Genomic DNA, 25,804 nt, shown 5'->3' with positions numbered 1-25,804 from the left:
CATGACGGCAGATCCGTACGCTGCAAGCAGCTCGTCCACACACTCCGACGCCGCACACCGTCCCTACCGCGAAGTGACCGACGCGCGAGGCCGCGTCTACCGCATCGGCGAGACCGACCGCGACATCCTCGGCCACTCCCGCAAGCTCATGGTGTATCTGCCGTGGATCGCCATGATGGCCATCAGCGTCTTCGAATACGCGTACGGCTCCGCGGAGGACACCCTGTCCCACGCGCACGGCTGGACGCAGAGCAACACCTTCTGGATCCTCAGCGTCTGGGTGTTCTTCCAGGCCGGCATCGCCTTCCCGGCGGGCTGGCTACGGGAGAAAGGCATCCTGACAGCCCGCACGGCGATGTACGCAGGCTCGGGCCTGTGCTTGCTGGGCTTCCTCGCCCTGTCGCACCTGGGTAACGTCTGGCTCGCCATCGTCGGCTTCGGCGTCATCGGCGGCATCGGCGCCGGACTGGTCTACGCGACCTGCATCAACATGGTCGGCAAGTGGTTCCCCGAGCGGCGCGGCGCGCGGACCGGGTTCGTCAACGGCGGGTTCGCGTACGGATCACTGCCGTTCATCTTCATCTTCAACTACGGGTTCGACACCGCGAACTATCACCGGGTGCTGGACCTGATCGGCTGCTACATCATGATCGTCGTTCTGGGATGCGCGTTCTTCTTCAAGGACCCCCCGAAGAACTGGTGGCCCTCGGACGTCGATCCGCTGACGTACACAGGCAGCCAGAAGAACGCGACGAGCCTGGCCAAGAACCCTCCGGCGGTGAAGCAGTACACGCCCCGGGAGGCCATCCGGACGGGCATGCTGCCGCTGATGTGGCTGTCCGTCGTACTGACCGCCGGTGTGTCGATCTTCGGTATCTCCTTCCAGGTCGACTACGCCAAGGAGGTGGGCTTCGGCCCACTGGTCGCGGCGTCGTCGATGGGTGTGATGGCGGTCATCAACGGCATCGGCCGCGGAGTCGTGGGCTGGCTCTCCGACCGTTGGGGCCGCAAGTCCACCCTGGTGTTCGTGATCGTCGTGCTGGGTCTCGCCCAGTTCGGCGTGATCTGGGCCGGAGACCTGAAGAGCGAATGGCTGTTTTTGTCCTTCGCGTTCCTCTCCGGCTTCGGCGGCGGCGCGTTCTACCCGCTCTTCGCGGCGCTCACCCCGGACTACTTCGGGGAGAACTACAACGCCACCAACTACGGCCTCGTCTACAGCGGCAAACTGATCAGTGGCCTGTTCGGCGGCGGCCTGGGCTCCATGGTGGTCGCGGCCTGGGGCTACGACGGCGCGTACGCGCTGGCCGGGGGCGTGTCGCTGGTGGCAGCGGCGATCGCGTTGCTGCTGCGGCAGCCGGGTCGGACGCCGCCGCCGCATGTCGCGGGCTGACGACTCGCGAACCTGAGGAGGCCCTCCCCGTCTCGGGGAGGGCCTCCTCACGTCGGTACGGCCGTCAGCACTTCTCGCGCAGCGAGTGCAGATGCTCACTCGAACGCCGTGCAAAGGTGAAGGACTCCGTCGGGTTGTCGTGCTCCGCCTGCCAGTGATGGGCGAATCGCTGGCCACGCAGCCTGGTTACGGCGGAGATGAACCGCTGGTAGTCGATATCACCGTCGCCGACGTCGACCATGCGGTAGCCGTACTGGTTGGCCGAGTCGTTCACGCCGTCCTTGACGTGGAAGAGCGGGTAGCGGTGGGGCTGCTTCAGCACGTAGTCCAGCGGCTCGAAGGGGGCGGCCGATCCGTCGGGCCGCTTCGAGAAACGGAACTGGCCCGAGTACGCCCAGAAAATGTCCATCTCCAGGAAGACGAGGTCGGGGTCGGTCTCGGCGAGCAGCACATCGTAGAGACGAACCTTGGGGTTGTCGGTGGCGAAGGAGAACTCCTCGGAGTGGTTGTGCTGGTAGAACTTCATGCCGCGCGCCTTCGCCGCCGCGCCGTAGGTGTTGAACTCCTCGGCGGCGCGCTTCCAGGCATCGACGGTGGAGCCGTAGCGGAACGGCCCGGAGGCGGTGCCTATGTGCTTCAGGCCGAGGGCCTGGGCGTCGTCGAGCACCTTGGTGAGGTTCTGGGCGAAGGTGTAGGCGCCCGGGTCGTTGGAGTAGTAGCCGACGTGGCTGCCGATCGGGTTCAGGCCGTGGTTCCTGGCCAGCCGCTTGAGCTGGGCGAGCGTGATCGGGCCGGCCGACCCCTGGGTGTATCCGGCGAATTCCACCTCGTCGTAGCCGTACTTCTCCAACTCGGCGAAGACGGGGGCGAAGCCGAGCGTGGAGACCTTGTCGCGCAGACTGTAGAGCTGGATGCCGAGCCGGCCGGGCGGGAGGACGGGGCGGCCGCGGCCGGCGGCCGTGGTCCCGGCCGGGGTGGCGGCCGACACGGGGGCCGCGGCGGCGCCGAGCAGCGCGGCGGCGGTGGCACCGGCGGCCACGCCGAGCATGCCTCGTCTGGTGAGGCGGTGGGTGAGTTCGGGATCCGTCTGGGAAAAGCGGCTCATGCCTGGAACTCCCTGTGATCGAAGGCCGTTGTCAGTGGTGAGTGCTTCACTTGTGACCAGTCGAAAAGAGACGGGTCGGTGGGGCCGGCGAGTTGATGTGCGCCGGTCGTGACCGGTCAGCCGAGACCGGCGAGTTGGAGCAGGAGTGACTTCACATCGGTGGCCGCGACGCGGTCGCCGACAGCGCGGGGGGTGGAGCAGATGAGGAGCGGACCGTCGTCGTCGCTCGCGGGAAGGCGGCCGTGGCTGCCGCGAATAGGGGACGGATCCAGGGGCACGACCGCCATGCGGTAGCGCATGCCCAGCTTCTTGCGGGCGAGCGCGGTCGCCGCCTTGACCTTGACGTAGGGGTCGAGGGGATCCATGAAGAGTTCGACCGGGTCGTAGCCGGGTTTGCGGTGGATCTCGACGAGTCGCGCGAAGTCGGGAGCGCGGAGGTCGTCGAGCCAGTAGTAGTACGTGAACCAGGCATCGGGCTGCGCGACGGCGACGAGCTCGCCGGAGCGCGGATGGTCGAGACGGTGGGCCTTCTTGCCCTCGTCGTCCAGGAGTTGCTCGATGCCGGGCAGACCGTCCAGTGCGGCCCGGACCGCGTCGAGGTCCTCCGGTCGGCGCACATAGACGTGGGCGATCTGGTGGTCGGCGACAGCGAAGGCACGTGACGCCATCGGGTCGAGGTACTCCATGCCGTCCTGGGTGTGCACCTCCAGCAGGCCTGCCCGCCGCAGGGCCCGGTTGATGTCGACGGGCCGGTTCACGCGGGTGATGCCGTACTCGGACAGCCCGACGACGGTACGGCCCTCGGTGCGTGCGTCGTCCAGCAGCGGGGCCATGGCCATGTCCAGGTCGGCGGCTGCTTTCAGGGATCGGGGGTCGTCGGGGCCGAAGCGTTGTAGGTCGTAGTCGAGGTGAGGGAGGTAGCAGAGGGTCAGGTCGGGGTGGCGGGTGCGGATGATGTGGCGGGTCGCGTCGATGATCCAGCGGCTGGAGACGAGGTTCGCGCCGGGGCCCCAGAAGTGGAACAGCGGGAAAGTGCCCAGCTTCTCGGTGAGTTCGTCGTGCAGGGCGGGCGGCCGGGTGTAGCAGTCGGGTTCCTTGCGGCCGTCGGAGTAGTAGATCGGACGGGGGGTGACGGTGATGTCGGTGTCGGCGCCCATGGCGTACCACCAGCAGATATTGGCGACGGTGTAGCCGGGGTACGCGCGGCGGGCGGCGTCCCAGAGTTTGTCGCCGGCGACCAGGCCGTTGTGCTGGCGCCACAGGAGTACGTCGCCGAGGTCGCGGAAGTACCAGCCGTTGCCGACGATGCCGTGCTCCGACGGGTGGGTGCCGGTGAGGAAGGTGGACTGGGCGGCGCAGGTGACAGCGGGCAGGACCGTCCCGAGCGGCGCGCGGGAGCCGGACTGGGCGAGTCTCTTGAGGTGGGGCATGTGGTCGAGGAGACGGGGGGTGAGGCCGACGACGTCCAGGACGAGGAGAGGGGTGGGACGGCGCCTGACAGTGGCGGCGTCCGGTCGGGGGGCTGGGCGGCCACGCGGCGAGGTGGTCTGGGCTGCCGAGTCGGGTTGCTCGGTCATGGCAGCTCCTTCAGGCCGAGGTCCGTCAAAAGGTCTCGGGCGAGGGTGAGTTCGGCGGCGATGCCGTCGGCGAGCTGACTGCGGGCGCGGGGTCGCAGTTCGGCCGGGAGGGCCTGCCAGGTGTAGGTCTCGACCTCGAGATGGCGGGTGAGCGGGTGTGGGCCGCCGACGAGCTGGGTGAGTGCGGCCTTGAGGACGGGGAGTGTGGAGGTGAGGGGCGCGGCGGGGGCCGCGTGAAGTGGGACGTGGAAGTGAGCGCGCCACGGAGAGGCGTCGGGCAGGGCCTCGCCCTTGAGGGCCTCACCGAGGTCGTCGGTGCCGCGCAGGCCGGCGGCGGTGGCGGTGCGGGTCTGGTGCAGGAAGCGGGGTTCGTCGAAGGCGGCGAGGGCCTCACGGACCTCGGGGAGATGGGGGTGTTCGGCGTGCAGGGCAGCTGAGAGCTGCGATTTGACGACGGGGACGCGGGCTTCGGCGAGGGCGTCCAGGGCAGTGTGCGGATCTTCGAAGGAGGTGGCGAGGTGACAGGTGTCGACGCAGATGCCGATGCGGTCGTGCCCGACTGCGGAGAGCGGTGCGATGGCGTCGGCGGTGGTTTCGACGATGCAGCCGGGTTCGGGTTCGAGGCCGACGCGGATGTCGCGGCCGGTCAACTCCTGCAAGGCGTCGAGGCGTTCGGCAAGGGTGACCAGGGCGGTGCGGGCGGTTTCTGCGCGGCCGTCGTCGTAGTGGGTGCGCCAGGCGAGGGGCAGGGTGGAGACGCTGCCCTGGATGACGTCGTCGGGGAGGAGACCGGCGAGGACGCGGGCCAGGGAGGTGGTGTGGTCGAGGCGTTCGGGATCGGCCCAGTCCGGCTTGTAGACGCGGTACTTGACCTCTTCGGCACCGAAGCCCTCATACGGGAAGCCGTTGAGGGTGACGACCTCGAGGCCGCGCCGGTCGAGTTCGGTGCGCAGGCCGCGCAGGGCGGACGGGTCCGAGACGAGGGCGTGGGCAGCGTCCTTGGCAAGCCACAGGCCGATGCCGAGGCGGTCACGGCCGAGCCGTCGGCGGACGGGTTCGCAGTGGTCGCGGAGTTGGGCGAGGACGCCGTCGAGGGTTTCGGCCGGGTGGACGTTGGTGCAGTAGGCGAGGTGGACGGTGGAGCCGTCGGGGTGGCGGAAGCGCATGGCTCACGCCCCCGGGGCCGGGGCGGCGGTCGGGTCGTCCCACTCTCTTGCTGCGCCGGCCGGGGCGTCCGACACGCGCGGTGCGCCGACCGGATCGTCCGACCCCCTCGGTGCGCCAGCCGGTCCTCCGGGCTCTTTCGGAGCGCCACGGAGGATGGAGTTGCCCTCATGGGTCGCCTCCGGGGGCGCGACATCGAGAGTGAGGCGGCCGCTGAGCCCGTAGAAGGCGATGGGGTTGCGCCACAGCACCAGGTCGACGTCGTCCTCGCCGAAGCCTTCGGCAAGCATCAGGTCGGCAACCTTGCGGGTCTTCAGGGGATCGCTCTTACCCCAGTCGGCAGCGGAGTTCACCAGCACCTGCTCGGGCCCGTACGCGCGGAGGATCGCGAGCATCCGCTCCTCGTCCATCTTGGTGTCGGGGTAGACGGAGAAGCCCAGCCAGCAGCCGCTGTCCTTGGCTTCCTTGACCGTCGTCTCGTTGAGGTGGTCGACCAGGACGCGGTCCGGGGGCAGGGCGGACTCCCGGACGACGTCGAGGGTGCGGCGCAGACCGGCCAGCTTGTCGCGGTGCGGGGTGTGGACGAGCGCGGGCAGTTCGTGGTCGGCGGCGAGCTGAAGCTGGGCGGCAAGCGCGGTGTCCTCGGCGGGGGTCATGGAGTCGTAGCCGATCTCACCGACGGCGACGACCTGGTCCTTGACCAGATAGCGGGGCAGTTCGTCCAGGACCGGGGTGCAGCGCGGGTCGTTGGCCTCCTTGGGGTTGAGGGCCAGGGTGCAGTGGTGGGCGATGCCGTACTGGGCGGCGCGGAAGGGCTCCCAGCCCAGGAGGGAGTCGAAGTAGTCGAGGAAGGAGGCGGGAGAGGTGCGGGGCTGGCCGAGCCAGAAGGAGGGCTCGACGACAGCGCGGACGCCGGCGGCGTGCATGGCCTCGTAGTCGTCGGTGGTGCGTGACGTCATGTGGATGTGGGGGTCGAAGAGGCGCATCAGGACTCCTTGCCGTCGGTGCCGCGGGTGCCGCACTCGGCGGTGGGCGCGGGTGGGGTGGCCGTGGGGTCGGTGAGGGTCAGGACGCGGTGCAGGTCTTCGGGCACGGGGCGGCCGGCGGCGGTGCGTTCGGCGGCGTAGTCACCGAGCATGCGGGCGAGTTCGGCGTCACGGTGGGCGCGGCGGTTCAGGTCGGCGACCGCGCCGACGGGCACACCGGTGAACAGGCACTTCAAGACGGCGTGGCGCCACTGGTGAGTGTCGAGGTGACGGGCGGCGTACGGGCCGACGGCGGCGGCGAGGAGCCGGGTGTCGTTGGTGCGCAGGGCGTCCTCGATGAGCGGGAGGGCCTGTGGGCCGGGCACGAGGTGGGGCAGTGCGTGCAGGACGGCGCGGCGTTCAGCGGCGGTGCCCTGGAAGTAGACCCGGGTGACGGCGTCCGCATCGGCGCGGGCCGCGTGCAGGATGAGGACGCGGGCGGCGTCGGCGTACTCGGAACCACAGCGGCGTCCGGCCTCGGCGATGCGCAACTCCCAGACGGAGATGGGCCCGTGGGTGCCGGGATGGGCGGCGGCCTCGTCGAGGGCCCGGTGGAGCCACGCCCGGGCGGCGGTATCGAGGCGGGCGGTGAGGTGGCTGCGCAGTTCGGCGGGCGGGGTGAGGGCGAGGGCTGTGCCCGGGGTGTCCGGCAAGCTCTGGGCATGTGGCCGGCCCTCGGCGCTTGGCCGGGCCTCCGTGGCTGACAGACCCCCGGCGCCTGTCGGAGCCTCAGTGCCTGCCCCGCGCTCGGCACCTGTCCCACCCTCCGCGCCCGCCTCGCCCCCGGCGCCCCCGGTGCCCGGCCGAGCCTCAGTGCCTGCCAGACCCCCGGCGCCCGGCCGAGCCTCCGTTCCCGCTTCGCCCTCGCCGCTCGGCCGAGCCTCCGCCCCCGCCCCGCCCCGGCCGCTCGGCCGAGCCTTCGTGTCCGGACGGCTCCCGGCACCCGCGGGGTCGTCGGCGCCTGGGCGGGACTCGGTGCCCGCCTGGGGGTCGGTGAGCGGGCGGCCCTTGGTGTCCGCATCCGGGGTTGCCGGGGTGCTGCGGGAGGGGGTCATGAGGTGCTCCCTTCAGGGGTGGCGGAGGGATCGCCATGGGCTGGGACGAGTACGGGTGATCGGGTGGCCGTGGCTTCGGCGCGGCGCAGGAACGGGAGGGAGAGTTCGGCGAAGTGAGGGCCTGCGTGGGAGTGGCGGGGCAGTTCGACGACGGCCAGGCCCTGGTAGCCGGTGGCGGCGAGGGCGGCGAGCACGGGCGGGAAGTCGATCTCGCCGTCGCCGAAGGGAAGGTGTTCATGGATGCCGCGGCACATGTCCTCGATCTGGACGTGCCGCAGCCAAGGGGCGGCGGCGCGTACGCAGTCGGCGGGAGAGAGGGGTTCGAGGCACTGGCAGTGGCCGATGTCGAGGGTCAGGCCGAGGTGTTCGGGGTCGCCGAGCGCGCGACGGAGCCGGTGGAAGTCGGCGAGGGTGGCGAGGAGGTGGCCCGGTTCGGGTTCGATGGCGAGGGGGATGCCGGCGGTGGCGGCTGCGTCCAGGACGGGAGTGAGTGTGTCGGCCAGGCGGTGCCAGGCGGTCTCGGGGTGGGTTCCCGGCGGCGTGATGCCGCTGAAGCAGTGGACTGCGTGGGCGCCGAGGTCGGCCGCTACCTGGACGGCACGGATCAGCAGGTCGACGCGGCGGGCGCGGTCGTCCGGATCGGGGTCCAGGAGGGAGGGGCCGTGTTTGCGACGCGGGTCGAGCACATAGCGGGCGCCTGTCTCCACGGTGACGTCCAGCCCGAGCGCGTCCAGGCGCTGCGCGAGGCGGCGGGTGCGGGCGGTGAGGTCCGCGGCGAGCGGGTCCAGGTGCATGTGGTCGAGGGTCAGGCCCACGCCGTCGTAGCCGAGGTCGGCGAGCAGGGCCAGGGCGTCGTCGAGGCGGAGGTCGGCGAGACCGTTGGTGCCGTAGCCGAAACGGAGGGGGGTTACGGCGGGTCCTTGGGAGACGGCAGTGGCGTGCTCGGCGCTGGAGTCGTGAGGGTCGCCGCCGGCCCCCGGCACCTCGGGGGACGGGGCTGGGCTGCCGATCGTCGTATGGCTCATGTGACGCTCACCTTCCTTCCGAACCGTCGACCGAGCGGGGCGAGACCTGCCACGAACAGGGCGGCGAGGACAGCGCCGGATCGGGCGGTCAGCGCGGCCTGGAGGGGGATCGTGGCGCGGATGCCGCCGCCGACGGCTCGTTGGGTGAGCGGGGGTGAAGGGTTGAGAGTGGCGTGGAAGTACGGACGGGCGGCCGTTGCGGCGTAGGCGGCCGCGAGGGCTGTGCTCAAGGTCTCGGCGGGCGGCCGGGACGGGCCGGACCAACGGCCTCGGCGAGGACCGGTGGCGGACGTGAGGGCGTCGGGGCGAGGGCCCGGTAGGCCGTCGGCGGCTGCTTCCCGAAGGTCTGCCGGGCGTCGGTTGGGGCGGTGTGCCAGCAGACGGGTGAGGAGGGCCGTGGTGGCCAGGGCCGCGAGGGGTGCCAGGGATGAACCGCCCTTCGTCTCCTGGCGGGACACCGCGGTGAGCGCGAGCGTGTGGGTGCCGAGGAGGGCGGCTGACGGGAGTGCCTCACGGATGTGGCCGGTGGTGGCCGCGGCGCCGAGGAGGAGGTCGAGGGCACGGGCGGTGGCCATCGCTGCCGGTCCGGCGGGGGTGTGTTTCAGGGCCAGGTCGTAGGCCCAGACCGTGGCCGCGAGAGGCGCGGCGACCGCCAGGGCGGGACGACCGGCGCCGGCGGCAAGGGCCAGGCCCGCGCCGGTCAGAGCGCAGGCCGCGGTGAGAGCGGCGGCGGGGCGGATGCGGCCGGAAGGCAGGGGGCGGTGAGGGCGTTCCGCGGCGTCCTCCTCGCGATCCGCCCAGTCGTTGAGGGCCATGCCGGCCTCGTACAGGCACAGGGAGGAACCGATGGCAAGCAGGGTGCGGGAGTTGGGGTGTGCGGCGGTCGCGGCGGCGCCTGCGAGGGCGTCGCCAGGGACGGTGAACAGGGCCGGGAGGCGCAGGAGTTCGGCCCAGGCCAGGCGGGGGTTCGGCTCCTCGGCGCGCTCCGGTCGCATGCTCATGGCCCGGGTGGGCTTGGCCAGGGCCGTCGACGAGCGCATGTGCTCATCCCGGCCCGCCTCCGCAACGGAGGACCAGTCAGTACCCGACCACGACCAGCGCGCGCCGACACCCCAGCCCGTCACGGGTCCCCGGGCCCTCCCCCCAGGCAACCCCAACGAGCGCCGTTCCCCGCGCCCCATCACCGCTGCTCCTCGGAAGGGTCGGCACCACCACGCTCGCCGAGACGGCCGGCACCACCACGCTCGCCGAGACGGCCGGCACCACCACGCTCGCCGAGACGGCCGGCACCACCACGCTCGCCGAGACGGCCGGCATCACCGCGCTCGCCCAGCCGGCCGGGACGGTCGTCCGGCGACTCAGCCCCGGCTCCTCCCCCGTCCGGCGGCTCAGCCCCGGCTCCCCGTAGCCGCTGCGCGAAGCGACCCAGTGCCGCGTACTGCTCGGCCAGCGCCCCCGGCCCGTCCCCCGCTGGATCCTTGAAGTAGAAGGCGAGTTCGCCGAGCGGTCCGGACAGGCCCGCCTCGTGGGCGCGGCTCGTCAGGCGGGCGAGGTCGAGGACCAGGGGGGCCGCGAGGGCCGAGTCGCAGCCCTGCCAAATGGTTTGGAGGATCATGCGGGTGCCGAGAAAGCCGTCGAAGGCGATGTGGTCCCAGGCGGTCTTCCAGTCGCCGAGCGCCGGGACGTCGTCGATATGGACCTCGCCCTCGGGCACCTCGCCCAGCACGTCCGCCAGCACCCTCTCCTTGCCGGCGTTCTTGGCCGCCGCGGCGGCCGGGTCGGCCAGGGAGGCGCCGTCGCCGCCGCCGAGCAGATTCGTGCCGGACCAGGCGCGGACCGCCAGTGCCCGCTGGGCGAACATCGGGGCCAGCACCGAGCGGAGCAGTGTCTGGCCCGTCTTGCCGTCGCGGCCCGCGTACGGGAGGCGGGTCGACGAGGCCAGGGGAGCCAGCGCGGGGTGGTTCAGGCCCGTCGACGGGGTGAAGTTCACGTACGGGCAGCCCGCGCGCAGGGCCGCCGCCGCGTACAGGGAACTCGGGGGCAGGGCAGTGCCGGTGGGGGCGGGCTCGGTGGAGGCCACGTTCACGACGACGGCCCGGGCGAGCTCGTTCCGCCGTATGAAGTCCTGTATGTCGGAGGCGAAGGCGGCGATGAGCTCCTCCTCGCCGCGTGTGTCTCCGGGGAGCGGGCCGCCGGGCCTGATCTCGTGGTCGGCGCCGGCGAGTTCGGCCCGTACCGCCGTGGTGAGACCGGGAGGCAGGACGCCGCCTGCGGCCAGGGCCTCCGCGCGTTTGGGCAGGGGGCAGTCCACCGTGTCGTGGCCGCCGAAGACGAGGGACGCCAGCGGAGGCAGGCCGCTGTCCGTGAACATCGGCGTCTCGGTGACCAGGCCCGTCGGCGGGTGCAGGCCCGCGGTGACGGCGGCGCACCCGGCGACGACGCTCGTGGCGACGGAGCCGCGCGCCCCGATCAGCCAGACGCCGACGCGCGAGTCGGACGGGGAAACGGACGCGGACATGGCGGCCTCCTTGTCGAACGCGTCGTATGTGGACCCCACGGGTTCTGGCAAGGTCCCGTGGGGAAAAGACGGCGGGCGGGAGTCCGGCGTCCCCCGCCCGCCGTCGCTCAGTCGCCCTGCGAAGCCATGAGTCCGGAGGACTTCGCGGTCTTCGTGGGCAGTTCCTTGATCCGGACGTCACGGATGGACACCTCGTCGTCGGCTCCGTGGTTCTGGATGCCGATGTGTCCGTCGGTGAGGCTCCGGGCCGGATCGGTGTTGGTGAAATCGTTGATCTTCACGCCGTTGAGATAGACGCGGAGACGTTCGCCCTCCACGCGGATCTCGTACGTGTTCCACTCCCCCGGCGGGTTCAGCGCACGGTCGCGCTTCTTGACGTCGGCGGACTGGAAGCCGTACACGGCCCCGGTGGTGCGCTCGGGGGCGTCGGTCGCGTCGATCTGGATCTCGTAACCGTTGTTGACAGCCGACCACGGGTCGTCCGAGGGCGGGAAGCCCACGAACACACCGGAGTTGTCGTCGCCGGCCATCCTCCAGTCGAGCTTCAGGGAGTACGACCCGAAGGCCGAGGCGGCGTACCAGAGCATGCCCATGCCGCCGGTCGACGTGAGTGTGCCGTCGTCGGACAGGGTGAAGGAGCCCGGGCCCGCCTGGCGCCAGCCGTCCAGCGAGGCCTGCGTGCCGTCGAAGAGCGGGCGGTAGCCGTTCTCCGGGCGGCAGTCGGCCTCGGCGTCGCCGACGGCCCAGCGGATTCCGCCCAGCAGGTGCTCGCGGAACAGGGGCTCGGCGTAGGACTCCTTGGTGTGGCCGCCGCCGGTGTAGAAGGCGCGGCCGCCCTGGTAGTTCTGGCACCAGGCGATCGGATGGTCGCCGTTCATGGTGCCGCCGGTGTACGAGGACTCGTCGAGGGACGCGAGGACATGTGCCCTCTCCCGGGGATTCGAGCGGTAGTTGTACCACTCGTCCGTGCGGTTCCACGTCTGCGCCAGCCCCGATGTCGCCGGGTGGGCGTGGTCCTCGACGTCGACGGTCGCCGGCTGGATCGCCGGGTGCGACTGGAAGTAGGCGCCGGCGAGGCCGCCGTAGAACGCCCAGTCGTACTCGGTGTCGGCGGCCGCGTGGATGCCGACGTAGCCGCCGCCACGCCGGATGTAGCCCTCGAAGGCCGCCTGCTGGGCGGCGTCCAGGACGTCTCCGGTCGTCGAGAGGAACACGACCGCGGCGTAGCGGCGCAGGTTGCCGGCGGTGAAGGCCGCGGCGTCCTCCGTCGCGTCGACCGTGAAGCCGCCCGTCTCGCCGAGCTGTTTCACCGCGGCGACTCCGTCGGGGATCGAGTCGTGGCGGAAGCCGGCCGTCTTGGAGAAGACCAGGACCCGCTTGCCGTCAGCACCGGGCCGCGGGGCCTGAGACGCGGCCGGTTCCGAGACGCAGCCGAGGAGTACGGCGGCTCCCACAACTGCGGTTGTCAGTCGTCCGGTTGGACGCATCTTCCGTACCTCCTCTCAGCCGGTGGTGAAGGTGAAGTCGTCCACATCGAACAGGGCGCCCGTGCCGCTCCCCTTGAACACGAGGTAGAGCATGGTCGTGCCCCTGGGCGCGCGGGACAGGTCGGCGGTGACGTCCTGGAAGGTCTCCCAACCGCCGGTCACCGGCACGGTCGCCTTGCCGAGCAGGGTGCCCGTCGAGGACCCCGCCCGGATCTCCAGCGTGCCGCCCGCGCCGCCGGAGGAGATCCGGGCGGTGATCTTCTTGGCGTTGCTCAGGGCGTACGGCGTGAAGGAGATCCAGTCGCCGTTGTTGATGTCGCCGACGGTCCTGCCGCCGTGCGCGGTGGCCTTGGTGATGATCGAGACGCCGGAGCCGTTGCCGAAGTGCTCGGCCTGGCGGTGCCTGGGCTGGACGACGTTCTGGTCGTGCGTGGTGAGCGGGGCCTGTCCGCCGCCTCCGCCGTCGGTGTACTCGGCATCCATGACGCCGAAGATGTTGGCGTCCTCGTCGTGGCCGCCGTCGGCGCTGGTCTGGATGGTGCCGGTGCAGCCGTTCGCCGAGGTCACCGGGTGGCCGTGACTGTCGTGGCCGAGGATGAAGGTGACCTTGACCTTCGCGCAGTCGATGGTCTGGTCCTCGGGGTCGCTCACCCGCACCTTGAAGGGGATCGCGTCGCCGAAGCTGAACAGCTGCCCGTCCTGCGGGAGTTCCAGGGTCACCTTGGGCGCGGTGTTGCCGACGACGATCTGCACGCTGGCGCTGCCGGTGCGGCCGGTGGTGTCCTTGGCGGTCAGGGTCGCGGTGTAGGTGCCGTTCTTCTTGTAGCGGTAGGTCGGGTCCGCCGCCGTCGACTTGCCGCCGTCGCCGAAGTCCCAGCTGTAGGTCAGGGCGTCGCCGTCCTGGTCGGTCGTGCCCTCCGAGGAGAACTGCACCCTCAGCGGCGCCGTCCCCGAGGTCTTGTTCGCCGCGGCCTGCGCCACGGGCGAGTGGCCGTCGGTGGCGTTCTCGATGCGGTACAGAGCCGAGTGCTCGTCACCGCCGAACCAGGAGACGCCGTAGTCGAGGACGTACAGCGCACCATCCGGTCCGAAAGCCATGTCCATGATCTGGGTGCCGGTCCACGGGACGTCGTTGATCGACTGCACGGTCCCGGCGTCGTCGCTCACGATCCGCTTGATCCAGCGGCGGCCGAACTCCCCGGCGAAGAAGTTCCCGTCGTAGGCCTCGGGGAACTTCACCGGCGAGTCGAGCGAGGCGTCGTAGTGGTAGACCGGGCCGCCCATCGGGGACTCGGAGCCGGTGCCGAACTCGGGCACGGATCCGCCGTCGTAGGGGATCCAGGCGGCCTGGGCCGGGGGAAGGTCGGTCAGACCGGTGTTGTGCGGTGAGGTGTTCTTCGGCGCGGCGCAGTCGAAGGACGCGCCGGACTGGCCGGTCGCGAAGTCGTAGTCGACGTAGGCGTCGTTGTCGCCGGTGCAGTACGGCCACCCGTAGTTGCCGGGGCCGGTGACGCGGGCGAACTCGACCTGTCCGGCCGGGCCGCGCGCCGGGTCGGCGGCGCCGGCGTCGGGGCCGTAGTCGCCGACGTAGACGATCCCCGTCTCCTTGTCGACGCTGAAGCGGAACGGGTTGCGGAAGCCCATCGCGTAGATCTCGGGCCGTGTCTTGTCCGTGCCGGGCGCGAAGAGGTTGCCGTCGGGGATCGAGTACGAGCCGTCGGCGTTCACCTTGATGCGCAGCAGCTTGCCGCGCAGGTCGTTGGTGTTGCCGGAGGAACGCTGGGCGTCGAAGGCCGGGTTGCGGTTCGAGCGCTCGTCGATCGGGGTGAAGCCGTCCGACTGGAACGGATTGGTGTCGTCGCCCGTTGAGAGATACAGATTGCCCGCCGCGTCGAAGTCGATGTCGCCGCCGACATGGCAGCACAGGCCGCGGGAGGCGGGAATGTCGAGGATCTTCGTCTCGCTGGCTGCATCCAGCGTGCCGTCGGTCTTCAGGACGAAGCGGGAAAGCCGGTTGACGCCGTCGAACGGGGCGAAGTCCGCCGCCGTTCCGGTCTCGGGGGCGTCACCGGCAGGGGTGTCGAGCGGGGGTGCGTAGTAGAGGTAGATGAAGCGGTTCTGGGCGAATCCGGGGTCGACGCCGATGCCCTGCAGGCCCTCCTCGTCGTGGGTGTACACGTCGAGCTTGCCCGCGAGCTTGGTGTTGCCGGCCGCGTCGGTGATGCGCAGTTCGCCGTCGCGGGAGGTGTGCAGGACCGAGCGGTCCGGGAGGACGGCGAGCGACATGGGCTCGCCGACCTCCGGCTCGCCCTTGGCGAGGGTGACCTGCTGGAAGTCCTCGGCCGCGGCGGCCCGGGCAGCAGCAGCGACACTCCCCTCGTCGGCGACGGCTGCGCCGGCCTGGGGTGCGGTGAAGGTGAGAGTGGCGCCCGCCAGCAGTGCGCCGCTGATCAGCGCCACCGCCTTACGGAAGGACGGGCGTCCTCTGTGGGTCTCGTTTCTGTCGGTGCTGGTGGTGCGGTCGTTCCCGTGCACGAGTGCCTCCAGAAAGGGGCCGGTTGTACGGGCGGGTGCGTACGCCGGGATGCGCCGTCATCCCGGAGAGTCGGAGCAGGGCTCGACGAGCCTCTGAACAGGCCAGAAAGGAACAGAACAGAGAAGAACAGATCAGAGCGGGCCAGAATGGGTCAGTTGCCGAACGCCGCGTCGAAGGAGGCCGACGGCGGCTCGAAGTCGTACGCCTTGAGACGGGTCAGCGCCTCGGGGGCACCCTGGAGCCGGTCCATGCCGGCGTCCTCCCACTCCACGGAGATGGGGCCCTGGTAGTCGATGGAGCGCAGCATCCGGAAGACGTCCTCCCAGGGGACGTCGCCGTGCCCGGCCGACACAAAGTCCCAGCCGCGGCGCGGGTCGCCCCAGGGCAGGTGGGAGCCGAGGCGGCCGTTGCGACCGTCGAGGCGCTTGCGGGCCTCCTTGCAGTCGACGTGGTAGATGCGGTCGCGGAAGTCCCACAGGAAGCCGACCGGGTCCAGGTCCTGCCACACGAAGTGCGACGGGTCGAAGTTCAGGCCGAAGGCGGGGCGGCCCCCAACTGCCTCCAGGGCCCGCCGGGTCGTCCAGTAGTCGTAGGCGATCTCGCTGGGATGGACCTCGTGCGCGAACCGCACGCCCTCCTCGTCGAAGACGTCCAGGATGGGGTTCCAGCGTGTCGCGAAGTCCTCGTAGCCGCGCTCGATCATCGACTCGGGCGCGGGCGGGAACATGGCGACGAGGTGCCAGATGGCGGAGCCGGTGAAGCCGATGACGGTGTTCACCCCGAAGGCCGCCGCGGCCCGCGCGGTGTCCTTCATCCGGTCGGCGGCCCGCCTGCGAACCCCCTCCGGGTCTCCGTCGGCCCACACCTCGGCCGGCAGGATGGCCTGGTGGCGTTCGTCGATGATGGCGTCGCAGACGGCCTGGCCGACCAGGTGGTTGGAGATGGCCCAGCACTTGAGGCCGTACTTGTCGAGCAGCGCCTTGCGGGAGTCGATGTACGTCGGGTCCGCCAGGGCCTTGTCGACCTCGAAATGGTCGCCCCAGCAGGCGAGTTCGAGTCCGTCGTAGCCGAAGTCGCGGGCGAGCCGGCAGACCTCCTCCAGCGGGAGGTCGGCCCACTGGCCGGTGAAGAGCGTGAAGGTGCGCGGCATTCTCGTCGGCCTCCTCAGACCGCTATGGGCGTGTAGACGGAGTTCTTCTCGGCGCTCTCCTCCACCGCCGCCAGTACGCGCTGCACCTGCAGCCCGTCGGCGAAGGAGGGTTCGGGCTGCCGGCCCTCGGCGATGGCATGGACCAGGTCGCGGGCCTGGTGGACGAAGGTGTGCTCGTAGCCGAGGCCGTGCCCCGGGGGCCACCAGGCGTCCAGGTAGGGGTGGTCGGGTTCGGTGACGAGGATGCGGCGGAAACCGGCGTGCGCTGCGGGTTCCGTCCCGTCGTGGTACGAAAGCTCGTTGAGGCGCTCCAGGTCGAAGGCCAACGAGCCGCGCTCACCGTTGAGTTCGACGCGCAGGGCGTTCTTGCGGCCGGTGGCGTAGCGGGTGGCCTCGAAGGAGGCGAGGGCGCCGGAGGGGAAGCGTCCGGTGAACAGGGCGGCGTCGTCCACGGTGACCTGGCCGGTGGCGCCCTCGGCCGAGACGGCGGACAGCCCCTTCACGGCCCCGCCGGGCAGCGGGCGTTCCTTCACGAAGGTCTCCGTCAGCGCGGACACCCCGGTCAGCTGCTCCCCCGCCAGGTACTGGGCGAGGTCGATGATGTGCGCGCCGAGGTCACCGAGCGCGCCCGAGCCGGCCAGCTCCTTGCGCAGCCGCCAGGTGAGCGGGAACTCCGGGTCCACCAGCCAGTCCTGAAGGTACGTCACCCGCACATGGCGCAGGCTGCCGAGCCGGCCCTCGGCGACCATGCTGCGTGCCAGCGCGGTGGCCGGCACCCGGCGGTAGTTGAACCCGACCATCGCCAACTGTCCGCGCCCGTACGCCGCTTCGGCCGCCGCCGCCATGGCCTCGGCCTCCTCCGCACTGTTCGCGAGGGGCTTCTCGCACAGGACGTGCTTTCCGGCGGCCAGCGCGGCGAGCGCGATCTCGGCGTGGCTGTCGCCGGGGGTGCAGATGTCGACGAGGTCGATGTCGTCCCGTTCGACGAGGGCACGCCAGTCGGTCTCGACGGACGCCCAGCCGTGCCGGTCGGCCGCCGCCCGTACGGCGGTGGCGTCCCGGCCGCAGATCACGGCCTGCACGGGGTTCAGCGGCAGGTCGAAGACGCGGCCCGCGGTGCGCCAGCCCTGGGAGTGGGCGGCACCCATGAAGGCATAGCCGACCATCCCCACGCGCAGGGGTGGCTTGCCTGCCTCGGTCCCTTCTGACTGCTGCTGCGGCTGTCCCATGTGGGAGTCCTCCTCGTCCTGGTCGGGGTGGCGCACGTGGGGGGTGCGGGCGGAACGGATCACTTGAAGCCGGTGGACATGTACTGGTCGACGTTGGTCTTGTCGACGACCGCCGAGTAGAGCGTGATCGAGGCCGGGATCTCGAACTCGGCCATGCCGCCGATGCCGTTGCCCTGGCCCAGCGCGCGGGCCAGGTCGATCGCGGAGGCGGCCATGGTCGGCGGGTACAGAACGGTCGCCTTCAGCACGCCGCTGTCCTGCTTGATCGCCTGGAATGCGGACAGCGCGCCCGCGCCGCCGACCATCAGGAAGTCGTCGCGCCCGGCCTGCTCGATGGCGCGCAGCGCGCCCACGCCCTGGTCGTCGTCGTGGTTCCACAGCGCGTCGAACTTCGACTGCGCCTGCAAGAGCTGGGCCATCTTGGCCTGCCCCGACTCGACCGTGAACTCGGCGGCCTGACGGGCCACCTTCTTGATGTTGGGGTAGTTCTTCAGCGCGTCGTCGAAGCCCTGCGTGCGCTGCTTGGTCAGCTCCAGGTTGTCCAGCCCGGCCAGCTCGATGACCTTGGCGTTCGACTTCCCCTTGAGCTTCTCGCCGATGTAGTGCCCGGCGTTGAGGCCCATGCCGTAGTTGTCGCCGCCGATCCAGCAGCGGTACGCCTGCGGGGTGTTGAAGACCCGGTCGAGGTTGATGACCGGGATCCCGGCCCGCATCGCCTTCAGACCGACCTGGGTGAGCGCCTTGCCGTCGGCCGGCAGCACCACCAGCACATCGACCTTCTTGTTGATCAGCGTCTCGATCTGGCCGATCTGCGCGGCGGTGTCGTTCGACCCCTCGGTGATCTCCAAGGTGACGTCGGAGTACTTCTTCGCGCGGCTCTTGGCGTTGTCGTTGATGGCGTTGAGCCAGCCGTGGTCGGCCTGCGGTCCCGCGAAGCCGATGGTGACCTGCTTGCCGGGCTTGTCGTCGGCGGCCGGCTGGTCGTTCGCGGCCGGCTCGTCGTCGGACTCGTTGCTCGTGCAACCCACGAGGAGGGCACCCGCTCCTATGGCGGCGGATCCGAACAGCAGCCCTCTGCGACTGGTGAGCTCTGGCATGGCGGTGAACCCTTTCCTCAGGTCGTGCTGAGAGAGAGCGGTACGACCCTCAGGTCGTGCTTGCGGTACGGCGCTGGACCAGCACGGCGGCGACGATGATCGCGCCCTTGGCGATCTGCTGGACGTCGCTCTGCAGGTTGTTCAGGGCGAAGATGTTGGTGATCGTGGTGAAGATCAGAACACCGAGCACGGAGCCGGTGATGGTGCCGCGCCCCCCGCTGAGCAGCGTGCCGCCGATGATCGCGGCCGCGATGGCGTCGAGTTCGTAGAGGTTGCCGTTGGTGTTCTGGCCGGATCCGGCCAGGACGATCAGCAGGAAGGCGGCGACGCCGCAGCACAGGCCGGACAGCAGATAGAGGTACAGCCGCTGGCGCCGTACGTCGATGCCGGCGAGCCGGGCCGCCTCCGCGTTGCCGCCGACCGCCACTGTGCGGCGTCCGAAGGTGGTGCGGTTCAGGATCAGCCAGCCGATGATCGTCACGACCGCGAACACCATGACCAGCGGCGGAACACCGAGCACATACGCGTCGCGCTCGCCGAGGTCCAGGACGGAGGGGATCGTGACGATCTGCGTCTTGCCGTCGGTGATCTGCAGCGCCAGTCCGCGCGCGGAGGCCAGCATGGCGAGCGTGGCGATGAACGGGACCATGCCGCCGTACGCGATCAGCAGTCCGTTGACCAGGCCGCATCCGAGGCCGACGAGCACCGCGGTGAACAGGATGCCACCGAAGCCGTACTCCTGGGTCGCCACCGTCGTCGCCCACACCGAGGCGAGCGCGACGATCGCGCCGACGGACAGGTCGATGCCGCCGGAGGTGATGACGAAGGTCATGCCGACGGTGACGACGCCGATCACGGACGCCTGGGTCAGGACGAGTTGGAGGTTGCGGGTGTCCAGGAACTCGTCCGGCTTGGTGATGCCGCCGATGATGATCAGTACGGCGAGGACGCCGAGCAGGGAGAGGGTGCGGACATCGGCGCGGGCCATCAGGCCCCGCCAGGCGGGCGGTGCGCCGGTCGACGGCACCTTGTCGGTGCTGTCCCGGGGCGGGGAGGCGTGCTGCGTCATGACGCCGGGCTTCCTTCCATGACGAGGTCGAGTACACGGTGTTCGTCGAGTTCGCGCGCGGGCGCCGTGTGCACGACACAGCCTTCGCGCAGCACCAGGACGCGGTCGGCGAGGCCCAGCACCTCGGGCACTTCGCTGGAGACGAGCAGGACGGCAAGGCCTTCGTCCGCCAGTCGCCGGACCACCGCGTACAGCTCGGCGCGGGCGCCGACGTCGACGCCACGGGTGGGTTCGTCGAGCAGCAGGACGCGGCAGCCGCGCAGCAGCCAGCGGGCCAGGACGGCCTTTTGCTGGTTGCCGCCGGAGAGGGTGCGGACCGGCACGTTCGGGTTGTCGGGCCGCAGCGACAGCTCGCGGGTGGCGGCCCGCGCGGCCCCCAGTTCGGCGGTCCGGTCGATCCAGCCGCCGCGCGAGAAGCGGGACATGGAGGAGACGGAGACGTTGCGGGTGACGGACTCCAGCATCAGCAGCGCCTGCGCCTTGCGCTCCTCGGGCGCGAGCCCGAGCCCGGCGCGCACGGCAGCCCGTACGCTCCCTGGCCTCAACGCCCGCCCGTCCACGAGCACTTGACCGGCGCGGGGCTTCCTGGCCCCGTAGATCGTCTCCAGGATCTCCGAGCGCCCCGAGCCCACCAGTCCGGCGAGCCCGACGATCTCCCCGGGCCGCACGCTCAGGTCGAGCGGCTCGAACTCGCCGTCCCGGGCAAGTCCGCGCACCTCAAGCAGCGGCTTGTCGGCCGCCACGTCCTTGGTCGGCCGCTCGGGGAAGACGTACTCGACGTTGCGTCCGGTCATCAGCGCCACGACCTCGCGCGTCGGCGTCGTCTTCGCCGGCAGCCCGCCCGCCACGGCCCGCCCGTCCTTCAGCACCGTCACCCGGTCGCCGATCCGGCGGATCTCCTCCAGCCGGTGCGAGATGTAGACCACGGCGACGCCGTCGGCGGTGAGGTCGCCGACTATGCGGAAGAGGTTGTCGACCTCGTCCGGGTCGAGGGCGGCGGACGGCTCGTCCATCACGATCAGCCGTACGTCGTGGGAGAGCGCCCGCGCCATGGAGACGATCTGCTGCTGCGCCGCCGACAACTCCCCGACCAGGCGCGCCGGATCGATCTCCGGGTGTCCAAGTCGCTTGAGAAGCTGCGCTGTTGACGCGCGGGCGACCTTTCCGCGTACGACGAAACCGGCGGCCGTGGGTTCATGGCCGAGGTGGACGTTCTCGGCCACCGACAAGTGCTCCACCAGGTCGAGTTCCTGGTAGATGGTGGCGATGCCGAGGCGCATCGCGGCGATCGGCGAGCGGAGGGTGACCGCCTCGCCGCGCCAGTGGATCGTGCCGGTGTCGGGCTGGTGGGCGCCGGCCAGGACCTTGATGAGAGTGGACTTGCCGGCGCCGTTCTGGCCGAGCAGGCAGTGCACTTCACCGGCCTGGACGTCGAGGTCGACGCCGTCGAGGGCGCGGACTCCGGGGAACGACTTGGTGATGCCGGACATGCTGAGCAGCGGTGGTTCTGATGCCATGAGGTCCCCTTGGCGGGCGTGCGGGCCGGTTCAGGGCAGAGCAGGCAGGGCAGGGCGGGGCAAAGTGGGGCAGGGCCGAGCAATGCAGGGTGCCGAGCAATGCAGAGTGGAGCAGGGCACGGCGGAGTGGAGCAGGGCAGGGCGGAGCAGCGGGTCGTGCAGGTGAACCGTGTTCGAGCGAGTCGCTTACGCGGGTGAGAACAGGTGATCGCTGATGAGCCGGGCCGCGCCGATGACCCCGGCGGTGGGGCCCAACTCACCCAGAACGATGGGCAGGTTGCCGGTCGCGAGGGGCAGCGACTGGCGGTAGACCTGGGTGCGGATCGCGGCGAGCAGGGTGTGGCCGAGGCCGGTCACCCCGCCGCCGATCACCACCAGGCCGGGGTTGAAGAAGCTGACGAGTCCGGCGATGACCTGGCCGACGCGGTTGCCGCCCTCGCGGATCAGGTCGAGGGCGGTGGCGTCGCCCGCGGCGGCCGCGGCGGCGACGTCCACGGCGGTCAGGGTGCCGCCCGCCTCCAGCCGCGAGGCGAGTTCCTCCGACAGCCCCTGCTGGGCCGCCTCCACGGCGTCCCGGGCGAGGGCCGCCCCACTGAAGTGGGCCTCCAGGCAACCCCGGTTGCCGCAGGCACAGGGGCGGCCGTCGGGCACGGCCTGGATGTGCCCGATGTCGCCCGCGCTGCCGGTGACACCACGGTGGACGTCACCGCCGGCGACGATGCCACAGCCGATGCCGGTGCCGATCTTGACGCAGAGGAAGTCGCCCACGGAGCGTGCGACGCCCGCGTGCTGCTCCCCCATCGCCATCAGGTTCACGTCGTTGTCGACCATGACCGGGCAGCCGAGTTCCTGGCTGAGTGCCTCGCGCACCGGGAAGCCGTCCCAGCCCGGCATGATCGGCGGAGCCACCGGGACACCCTCGGGGAAGCGGACCGGTCCGGGGACGCCGATGCCGGCGCCGTCGTACCCCTCCGCGAGCCCGGAGGCCCTCAACTTCGCTGCCATGGACAGGACTTGCTCGAAGACCGCGACCGGGCCCTCGCGGACGTCCATGGGCTGGTTGAGGTGTCCCAGGATCTCCAGTTCGGCGTTGGTGACGGCGACGTCGACCGAGGTCGCGCCGATGTCGACGCCGAGGAAACGCAGCCCGGGGTTGAGCCGGACGTTGTGGGAACGGCGGCCACCGCGCGAGGCGGCGAGTCCGTCGGCCACGACCAGTCCCGTCTCCAGCAGGCGGTCGACCTCCACGGCCAGCTTGGACCGCGACAGGTCGATCTGGTCGCCCAACTGGGCCCGGGAGTTGGGCCCACCGTCGCGCAGCAGCTTGAGCAGCCGGGCCTGGTGGGCGTTCGCGGGTCGCGCCGTCATACGTCTCACGAGCCCCTCCCCGCCTCGATCGGCCTGTGCGCGCCGGATTTCAGCCACTTGCGTGGCTTGCTTTCGAGGGGAACGTAGCAGTGGCTGCCGGGAGTGGGAAGAAGTTGCGCAGAGATTGCCCTCAACTTTCTCCACTCTCAGGACAAAGACGCGGCCCGAGGCCGCCTCGCCCCCACCCCGCAGCGCCCTGGCGTCGCCGACCCCCACCCCGCAGCGCCCTGGCGTCGCCGACCCTCAACCCCGCGGCGCCCTGGTGTCATCGCCCCCGACCCCGCACGATGGGGCACGACGCCGGGCCTGCCGCGGTCCGGGCGGGGAGAGGGGGACCGGGTGTTTCTGGTGACGGGTGCCACGGGGAACGTGGGGGCCGAGCTCGTGAGGGCCCTGGCGGAAGCCGGGGAGCCGGCGCGCGCGATGAGCCGCTCGGGCCTGGCGGAGGGGTTGCCCGCGGGTGTGACTGCCGTCGCGGGCGATCTCAACCGGCCCGAGACGGTGCGGGAGGCGCTCGACGGCGTACGGGCCATGTTCCTCATGCCCGGTTACGCCGGCCAGCGGCAGATCCTGACCGACGCCCGGGCGGCGGGAGTCGAGCGGATCGTGCTGCTGTCCGGGAAGTCGGCCGGGACAGGCGACACGGGCAACGCGGTCGCCGGTTATCTGATCGACGCCGAGACCGCCGTACGCGAGTCGGGGCTGCCGTGGACGTTCCTGCGGCCGACGAGCTTCATGTCGAACGCGCTGCAACTCGCGGACCAGATCCGCAAGGGTGACGCCGTGCGGGTGCCGTTCCCGGACGTCCGCACCGCCGACGTCGACCCGCACGACATCGCGCAGGTCGCCCTGCGCGCCCTGGTGTCGGACGCGTACGCGGGCCGCGCCCTCGAACCGACCGGGCCCGAGGCGCTGTTGCCGGCAGACCGCGTCCGCGTTCTCGGCGAGGTGCTGGGCCGGGACCTCAGTGCCGTCGGGCTCGCGCATGAGGAGGCGCGCGCCGCGATGGAGGCCCGTATGCCGAAGCCCTATGTCGACGCCTTCTTCGGCTTCTTCGTCGACGGCACGCTGGACGAGTCGGTGGTGCTGCCGACGGTGCGGGAGGTCACGGGCCGGGAGCCACGCACCTTCGAGCAGTGGGCTCGGGCGCACGCGGACGCCTTCTGAGGGAACCTCTGGGGACTATGACCCCTGGCGTGCGTGATACGAGCGCCGCGTGTGCTCCGTGTGCTCCCGCATCAGCTCCGTGGCCCGCCGCTCGTCCCGCTCGGTGATCGCGGCGATCATGCCTCGGTGCTCGGTCCAGGACTGCTGTCCGCGCTGGCGGGCGACGGGGGTGTAGTACCAGCGGACGCGGCGGTCGACCTGTGCGGCGAGCTCGGCGAGCACCGCGTTGCCCGCGAGTTCCATGATCTTCGCGTGGAAGCGGGCGTTGAGAGCGACGGCCGCGTCCACGTCGTCGGCGGCGACGGCCTTCTCGCCCTCCGCGCACAGCGACTCCAGGACCGCGATGCCGGCGCTGTCGGCGTGGGCGGCTGCGAGCCGGGCGGCCTCGGCCTCCAGGAGTGTGCGGACGGTGAGGAGTTGATCGGCCTCCTCCTCCGTCGGCTCGTGCACGAACGCGCCCTGCGCGGGGCGCAGATCGACCCAGCCCTCGGTGTTCAGCCGCTGCAGCGCCTCGCGCACCGGCTGCCGGGACACACCGAGGTGACCTGCCAGTTCGCTCTCGACCAGGTGCTGGCCCGGCTGGAGGGCGCGGGTGGTGATGAGTTCGAGCAGCGCCTCGTAGACGCGGTCGCGCAGCGGACCTGGCCGTTCGAGCTTGGGCACCGCACCCTGCGGCAGTCCTGTCGACAACATCGGTCCCCCTCCTGGGCGAACACCGGGCGAGCACCGGGTGACTGCATCCGGTAGCCAACCGTCACTGGAAGCCAGTATCGATTGTCTTTCGTCTACAGTCTACGGCGCACAAAGGCCAGGGAACCGGGGAGTTGGCCTCGTCACACGTGCTCACACGGACAAAGAGGGACACCAGAGGTCAGGGACAGCGGACGACCTGTCCCGCGTACGACAGGTTCCCCCCGAACCCGAAGAGCAGTACCGGATCCCCGGACGAGATCCGCCCCTGTTCCACGAGTTTGGAGAGCGCCAGCGGAATGCTCGCCGCCGAGGTGTTCCCGGACTCGGCGACATCGCGCGCGACCACGGCGTTGACGGCGCCGAGCTTGGCGGCGAGGGGCTCGATGATGCGCAGGTTGGCCTGGTGCAGGACGACTCCGGCGAGGTCCTCGGGCGCGAGGCCGGCCCGCTCGCAGGCCCTGCGGGCGATGGCCGGCAGCTGAGTCGTCGCCCAGCGGTAGACGCTCTGCCCCTCCTGCGCGAACCGCGCGGGCTGACCCTCGATACGCACGGCGTGCCCCATCTCGGGCACCGAACCCCACAACACGGGCCCGATGGCAGCCTCCTGGGACGCCTCCACCACAGCCGCGCCGGCCCCGTCCCCGACCAGCACACAGGTCGTACGGTCGCTCCAGTCGGTCACGTCGGACATCTTGTCGGCGCCGATCACCAGCGCCCGTGCCGCGGCGCCCGCACGGACGGCGTGGTCGGCGGTGGCCAGGGCATGGGTGAATCCCGCGCAGACGACGTTGACGTCCATCGCGGCGGGCGACGGGATGCCGAGCCGGGCCGCGACCCGGGCGGCCATGTTCGGGGAACGGTCGATGGCGGTGGAGGTGGCGACCAGGACCAGGTCGATGTCGCCGGGCGCGATGCCCGCCGCGGCGAGCGCCTTGGCGGCGGCGTGTGCGGCCAGTTCGTCGACCGGCTCGTCGGGCCCGGCGATGTGGCGCGTACGGATGCCCACCCGGCTCGTGATCCACTCGTCACTGGTGGCCACCATGCCCGCCAGGTCCTCGTTGGTGAGCACCTTGGCGGGCTGGTAGTGGCCGACAGCGGCGATGCGCGAGCCGTTCATGGGTGGATCCCCCTCGTTGCCTTGGGTAGCGGGATTCACCAGTCTGATCAGTGACTCACGAGTAGCGGTGCAGGTGATGGCACAGGAATGGGCCCCCTGGGTTGTCGATTTCCCTCAGGCCGTCGAACGTCCTAGCAGTCGGGCCACCCTGTGCAGGAACCCGAGGGGCCCGCCGTCACATGCCGAAGGCCGCCGTCGCCCGGCGCACCGCCTCCAGCACGGGGACGCCGACCTGACCGACCATGGCGGCGACTCCCGCGATGGCGCCGAGAGCACGGCGCAGTGTCCCGCGGTCGACGTTCTGGCCGTCTCCGATGGCGCCCAGCGACTCGTCGACGACCTGCAGATCCGCGGGCGACAGCTCACCCCGCAGCACCCGCACGGCGGTGACCATCTCCCGCAGTGCGGTGCGGGGGTCCACGGGAGCCTGGTTCTTGATCATGCCGACATTGTGGTCGCCGAACTGGGTGACCTCGTCGCCGAAGTGAATGCCGCCGCTCATCACGTCACCTTCC

21 protein-coding genes are annotated in these 25,804 nt (G+C 70.9%); 2 read left to right on the top strand and 19 right to left on the bottom strand.

The window, feature by feature from the left end; all coding sequences use genetic code 11:
• Position 1: 1 nt before the first annotated feature.
• Positions 2 to 1,390: an OFA family MFS transporter gene (locus EHO50_RS29965; protein ID WP_128434330.1), complete on the top strand. Its 1,389-nt coding sequence runs from the start codon at positions 2 to 4 to the stop codon at positions 1,388 to 1,390.
• A 64-nt stretch (positions 1,391 to 1,454) separates the two neighbouring features.
• Here the strand turns inward: EHO50_RS29965 and EHO50_RS29960 are convergent, their stop codons facing one another.
• The 16 genes from EHO50_RS29960 to EHO50_RS29885 form a co-directional block, all read right to left on the bottom strand.
• Positions 1,455 to 2,495 carry a sugar phosphate isomerase/epimerase family protein gene (locus EHO50_RS29960; RefSeq protein ID WP_128434329.1) on the bottom strand — a complete coding sequence of 347 codons (1,041 nt, stop codon included), beginning with the start codon at positions 2,493 to 2,495 and terminating at the stop codon, positions 1,455 to 1,457.
• 116 nt (positions 2,496 to 2,611) lie between these two features.
• Positions 2,612 to 4,072 (bottom strand): alkaline phosphatase family protein, encoded by a 1,461-nt coding sequence (locus EHO50_RS29955; RefSeq protein ID WP_246101555.1) that lies wholly within the window; start codon positions 4,070 to 4,072, stop codon positions 2,612 to 2,614.
• Positions 4,069 to 5,238 (bottom strand): metabolite traffic protein EboE, encoded by a 1,170-nt coding sequence (gene eboE, locus EHO50_RS29950; protein WP_128434328.1) that lies wholly within the window; start codon positions 5,236 to 5,238, stop codon positions 4,069 to 4,071. The genes EHO50_RS29955 and eboE overlap by 4 nt, the downstream gene beginning before the upstream one ends.
• Positions 5,239 to 5,241: 3 nt before the next feature.
• Positions 5,242 to 6,222, bottom strand: coding sequence for a TatD family hydrolase (locus tag EHO50_RS29945; protein ID WP_128434327.1), 981 nt, complete (start codon positions 6,220 to 6,222; stop codon positions 5,242 to 5,244).
• Positions 6,222 to 6,914, bottom strand: coding sequence for an EboA domain-containing protein (locus tag EHO50_RS29940; protein ID WP_128434326.1), 693 nt, complete (start codon positions 6,912 to 6,914; stop codon positions 6,222 to 6,224). The genes EHO50_RS29945 and EHO50_RS29940 overlap by 1 nt, the downstream gene beginning before the upstream one ends.
• A 398-nt stretch (positions 6,915 to 7,312) precedes the next feature.
• Entirely contained in the window at positions 7,313 to 8,341 is a 1,029-nt protein-coding gene (locus EHO50_RS29935; RefSeq protein WP_128434325.1) for a sugar phosphate isomerase/epimerase family protein, read from the bottom strand.
• Positions 8,338 to 9,342 (bottom strand): SCO3242 family prenyltransferase, encoded by a 1,005-nt coding sequence (locus EHO50_RS29930; RefSeq protein WP_246101578.1) that lies wholly within the window; start codon positions 9,340 to 9,342, stop codon positions 8,338 to 8,340. Before EHO50_RS29930 ends, EHO50_RS29935 begins: the two co-directional genes overlap by 4 nt.
• A 179-nt stretch (positions 9,343 to 9,521) precedes the next feature.
• Positions 9,522 to 10,859, bottom strand: coding sequence for an inositol-3-phosphate synthase (locus EHO50_RS29925; RefSeq protein ID WP_128434323.1), 1,338 nt, complete (start codon positions 10,857 to 10,859; stop codon positions 9,522 to 9,524).
• 107 nt (positions 10,860 to 10,966) lie between these two features.
• The gene (locus tag EHO50_RS29920) at positions 10,967 to 12,346 is read right to left on the bottom strand and encodes a ThuA domain-containing protein (RefSeq protein WP_128434322.1); all 1,380 of its coding nucleotides are present in this window, start codon (positions 12,344 to 12,346) and stop codon (positions 10,967 to 10,969) included.
• Between the two features lie 15 nt (positions 12,347 to 12,361).
• Complete coding sequence (locus EHO50_RS29915; protein ID WP_128434321.1) at positions 12,362 to 14,881, bottom strand: PQQ-dependent sugar dehydrogenase; 2,520 nt, start codon at positions 14,879 to 14,881, stop codon at positions 12,362 to 12,364.
• 152 nt (positions 14,882 to 15,033) lie between these two features.
• Positions 15,034 to 16,032 carry a sugar phosphate isomerase/epimerase family protein gene (locus tag EHO50_RS29910; protein WP_128434320.1) on the bottom strand — a complete coding sequence of 333 codons (999 nt, stop codon included), beginning with the start codon at positions 16,030 to 16,032 and terminating at the stop codon, positions 15,034 to 15,036.
• Between the two features lie 14 nt (positions 16,033 to 16,046).
• Positions 16,047 to 17,261 carry a Gfo/Idh/MocA family protein gene (locus tag EHO50_RS29905; protein ID WP_128434433.1) on the bottom strand — a complete coding sequence of 405 codons (1,215 nt, stop codon included), beginning with the start codon at positions 17,259 to 17,261 and terminating at the stop codon, positions 16,047 to 16,049.
• 59 nt (positions 17,262 to 17,320) lie between these two features.
• Positions 17,321 to 18,358, bottom strand: coding sequence for a substrate-binding domain-containing protein (locus tag EHO50_RS29900; RefSeq protein ID WP_128434319.1), 1,038 nt, complete (start codon positions 18,356 to 18,358; stop codon positions 17,321 to 17,323).
• 49 nt (positions 18,359 to 18,407) lie between these two features.
• A complete protein-coding gene (locus EHO50_RS29895; RefSeq protein WP_128434318.1) occupies positions 18,408 to 19,427 on the bottom strand; it encodes an ABC transporter permease in 1,020 nt (339 codons plus the stop codon).
• A complete protein-coding gene (locus tag EHO50_RS29890) occupies positions 19,424 to 20,944 on the bottom strand; it encodes a sugar ABC transporter ATP-binding protein (protein WP_128434317.1) in 1,521 nt (506 codons plus the stop codon). Before EHO50_RS29890 ends, EHO50_RS29895 begins: the two co-directional genes overlap by 4 nt.
• A gap of 186 nt (positions 20,945 to 21,130) precedes the next feature.
• Positions 21,131 to 22,312: an ROK family transcriptional regulator gene (locus EHO50_RS29885; RefSeq protein WP_128434432.1), complete on the bottom strand. Its 1,182-nt coding sequence runs from the start codon at positions 22,310 to 22,312 to the stop codon at positions 21,131 to 21,133.
• 339 nt (positions 22,313 to 22,651) lie between these two features.
• Between EHO50_RS29885 and EHO50_RS29880 the strand changes: the two genes are divergently transcribed.
• Entirely contained in the window at positions 22,652 to 23,479 is an 828-nt protein-coding gene (locus tag EHO50_RS29880) for an NAD(P)H-binding protein (protein WP_128434316.1), read from the top strand.
• Positions 23,480 to 23,494: 15 nt separating this feature from the next.
• Here the strand turns inward: EHO50_RS29880 and EHO50_RS29875 are convergent, their stop codons facing one another.
• The 3 genes from EHO50_RS29875 to EHO50_RS29865 form a co-directional block, all read right to left on the bottom strand.
• A complete protein-coding gene (locus EHO50_RS29875; protein ID WP_128434315.1) occupies positions 23,495 to 24,172 on the bottom strand; it encodes a GntR family transcriptional regulator in 678 nt (225 codons plus the stop codon).
• A gap of 178 nt (positions 24,173 to 24,350) precedes the next feature.
• The gene (locus EHO50_RS29870) at positions 24,351 to 25,289 is read right to left on the bottom strand and encodes a beta-ketoacyl-ACP synthase III (RefSeq protein WP_128434314.1); all 939 of its coding nucleotides are present in this window, start codon (positions 25,287 to 25,289) and stop codon (positions 24,351 to 24,353) included.
• Between the two features lie 175 nt (positions 25,290 to 25,464).
• Positions 25,465 to 25,791 carry a hypothetical protein gene (locus EHO50_RS29865; protein ID WP_128434313.1) on the bottom strand — a complete coding sequence of 109 codons (327 nt, stop codon included), beginning with the start codon at positions 25,789 to 25,791 and terminating at the stop codon, positions 25,465 to 25,467.
• Positions 25,792 to 25,804: the final 13 nt, after the last annotated feature.

Origin of the sequence: Streptomyces cyaneus, assembly GCF_004028635.1 — a bacterium.
Classification (GTDB): Bacteria; Actinomycetota; Actinomycetes; order Streptomycetales; family Streptomycetaceae; genus Streptomyces; species Streptomyces cyaneus.
Note: the sequence above shows the minus strand (reverse complement) of the source record. Positions and strands in the feature narration are given on the sequence as shown.

Excerpts from the sequence above, each read along its gene's own strand:
- EHO50_RS29875 (WP_128434315.1), bottom strand. The coding sequence starts at position 24,172 with ATGTTGTCGACAGGACTGCCGCAGGGTGCGGTGCCCAAGCTCGAACGG.
- EHO50_RS29935 (WP_128434325.1), bottom strand. The coding sequence starts at position 8,341 with ATGAGCCATACGACGATCGGCAGCCCAGCCCCGTCCCCCGAGGTGCCG.
- EHO50_RS29965 (WP_128434330.1), top strand. The coding sequence starts at position 2 with ATGACGGCAGATCCGTACGCTGCAAGCAGCTCGTCCACACACTCCGAC.
- EHO50_RS29920 (WP_128434322.1), bottom strand. The coding sequence starts at position 12,346 with ATGCGTCCAACCGGACGACTGACAACCGCAGTTGTGGGAGCCGCCGTA.
- EHO50_RS29960 (WP_128434329.1), bottom strand. The coding sequence starts at position 2,495 with ATGAGCCGCTTTTCCCAGACGGATCCCGAACTCACCCACCGCCTCACC.
- EHO50_RS29955 (WP_246101555.1), bottom strand. The coding sequence starts at position 4,072 with ATGACCGAGCAACCCGACTCGGCAGCCCAGACCACCTCGCCGCGTGGC.
- EHO50_RS29910 (WP_128434320.1), bottom strand. The coding sequence starts at position 16,032 with ATGCCGCGCACCTTCACGCTCTTCACCGGCCAGTGGGCCGACCTCCCG.
- EHO50_RS29945 (WP_128434327.1), bottom strand. The coding sequence starts at position 6,222 with ATGCGCCTCTTCGACCCCCACATCCACATGACGTCACGCACCACCGAC.
- EHO50_RS29900 (WP_128434319.1), bottom strand. The coding sequence starts at position 18,358 with ATGCCAGAGCTCACCAGTCGCAGAGGGCTGCTGTTCGGATCCGCCGCC.
- EHO50_RS29895 (WP_128434318.1), bottom strand. The coding sequence starts at position 19,427 with ATGACGCAGCACGCCTCCCCGCCCCGGGACAGCACCGACAAGGTGCCG.
- EHO50_RS29885 (WP_128434432.1), bottom strand. The coding sequence starts at position 22,312 with ATGACGGCGCGACCCGCGAACGCCCACCAGGCCCGGCTGCTCAAGCTG.
- EHO50_RS29890 (WP_128434317.1), bottom strand. The coding sequence starts at position 20,944 with ATGGCATCAGAACCACCGCTGCTCAGCATGTCCGGCATCACCAAGTCG.
- eboE (WP_128434328.1), bottom strand. The coding sequence starts at position 5,238 with ATGCGCTTCCGCCACCCCGACGGCTCCACCGTCCACCTCGCCTACTGC.
- EHO50_RS29905 (WP_128434433.1), bottom strand. The coding sequence starts at position 17,261 with ATGGGACAGCCGCAGCAGCAGTCAGAAGGGACCGAGGCAGGCAAGCCA.
- EHO50_RS29870 (WP_128434314.1), bottom strand. The coding sequence starts at position 25,289 with ATGAACGGCTCGCGCATCGCCGCTGTCGGCCACTACCAGCCCGCCAAG.
- EHO50_RS29930 (WP_246101578.1), bottom strand. The coding sequence starts at position 9,342 with ATGAGCATGCGACCGGAGCGCGCCGAGGAGCCGAACCCCCGCCTGGCC.
- EHO50_RS29925 (WP_128434323.1), bottom strand. The coding sequence starts at position 10,859 with ATGTCCGCGTCCGTTTCCCCGTCCGACTCGCGCGTCGGCGTCTGGCTG.
- EHO50_RS29865 (WP_128434313.1), bottom strand. The coding sequence starts at position 25,791 with ATGAGCGGCGGCATTCACTTCGGCGACGAGGTCACCCAGTTCGGCGAC.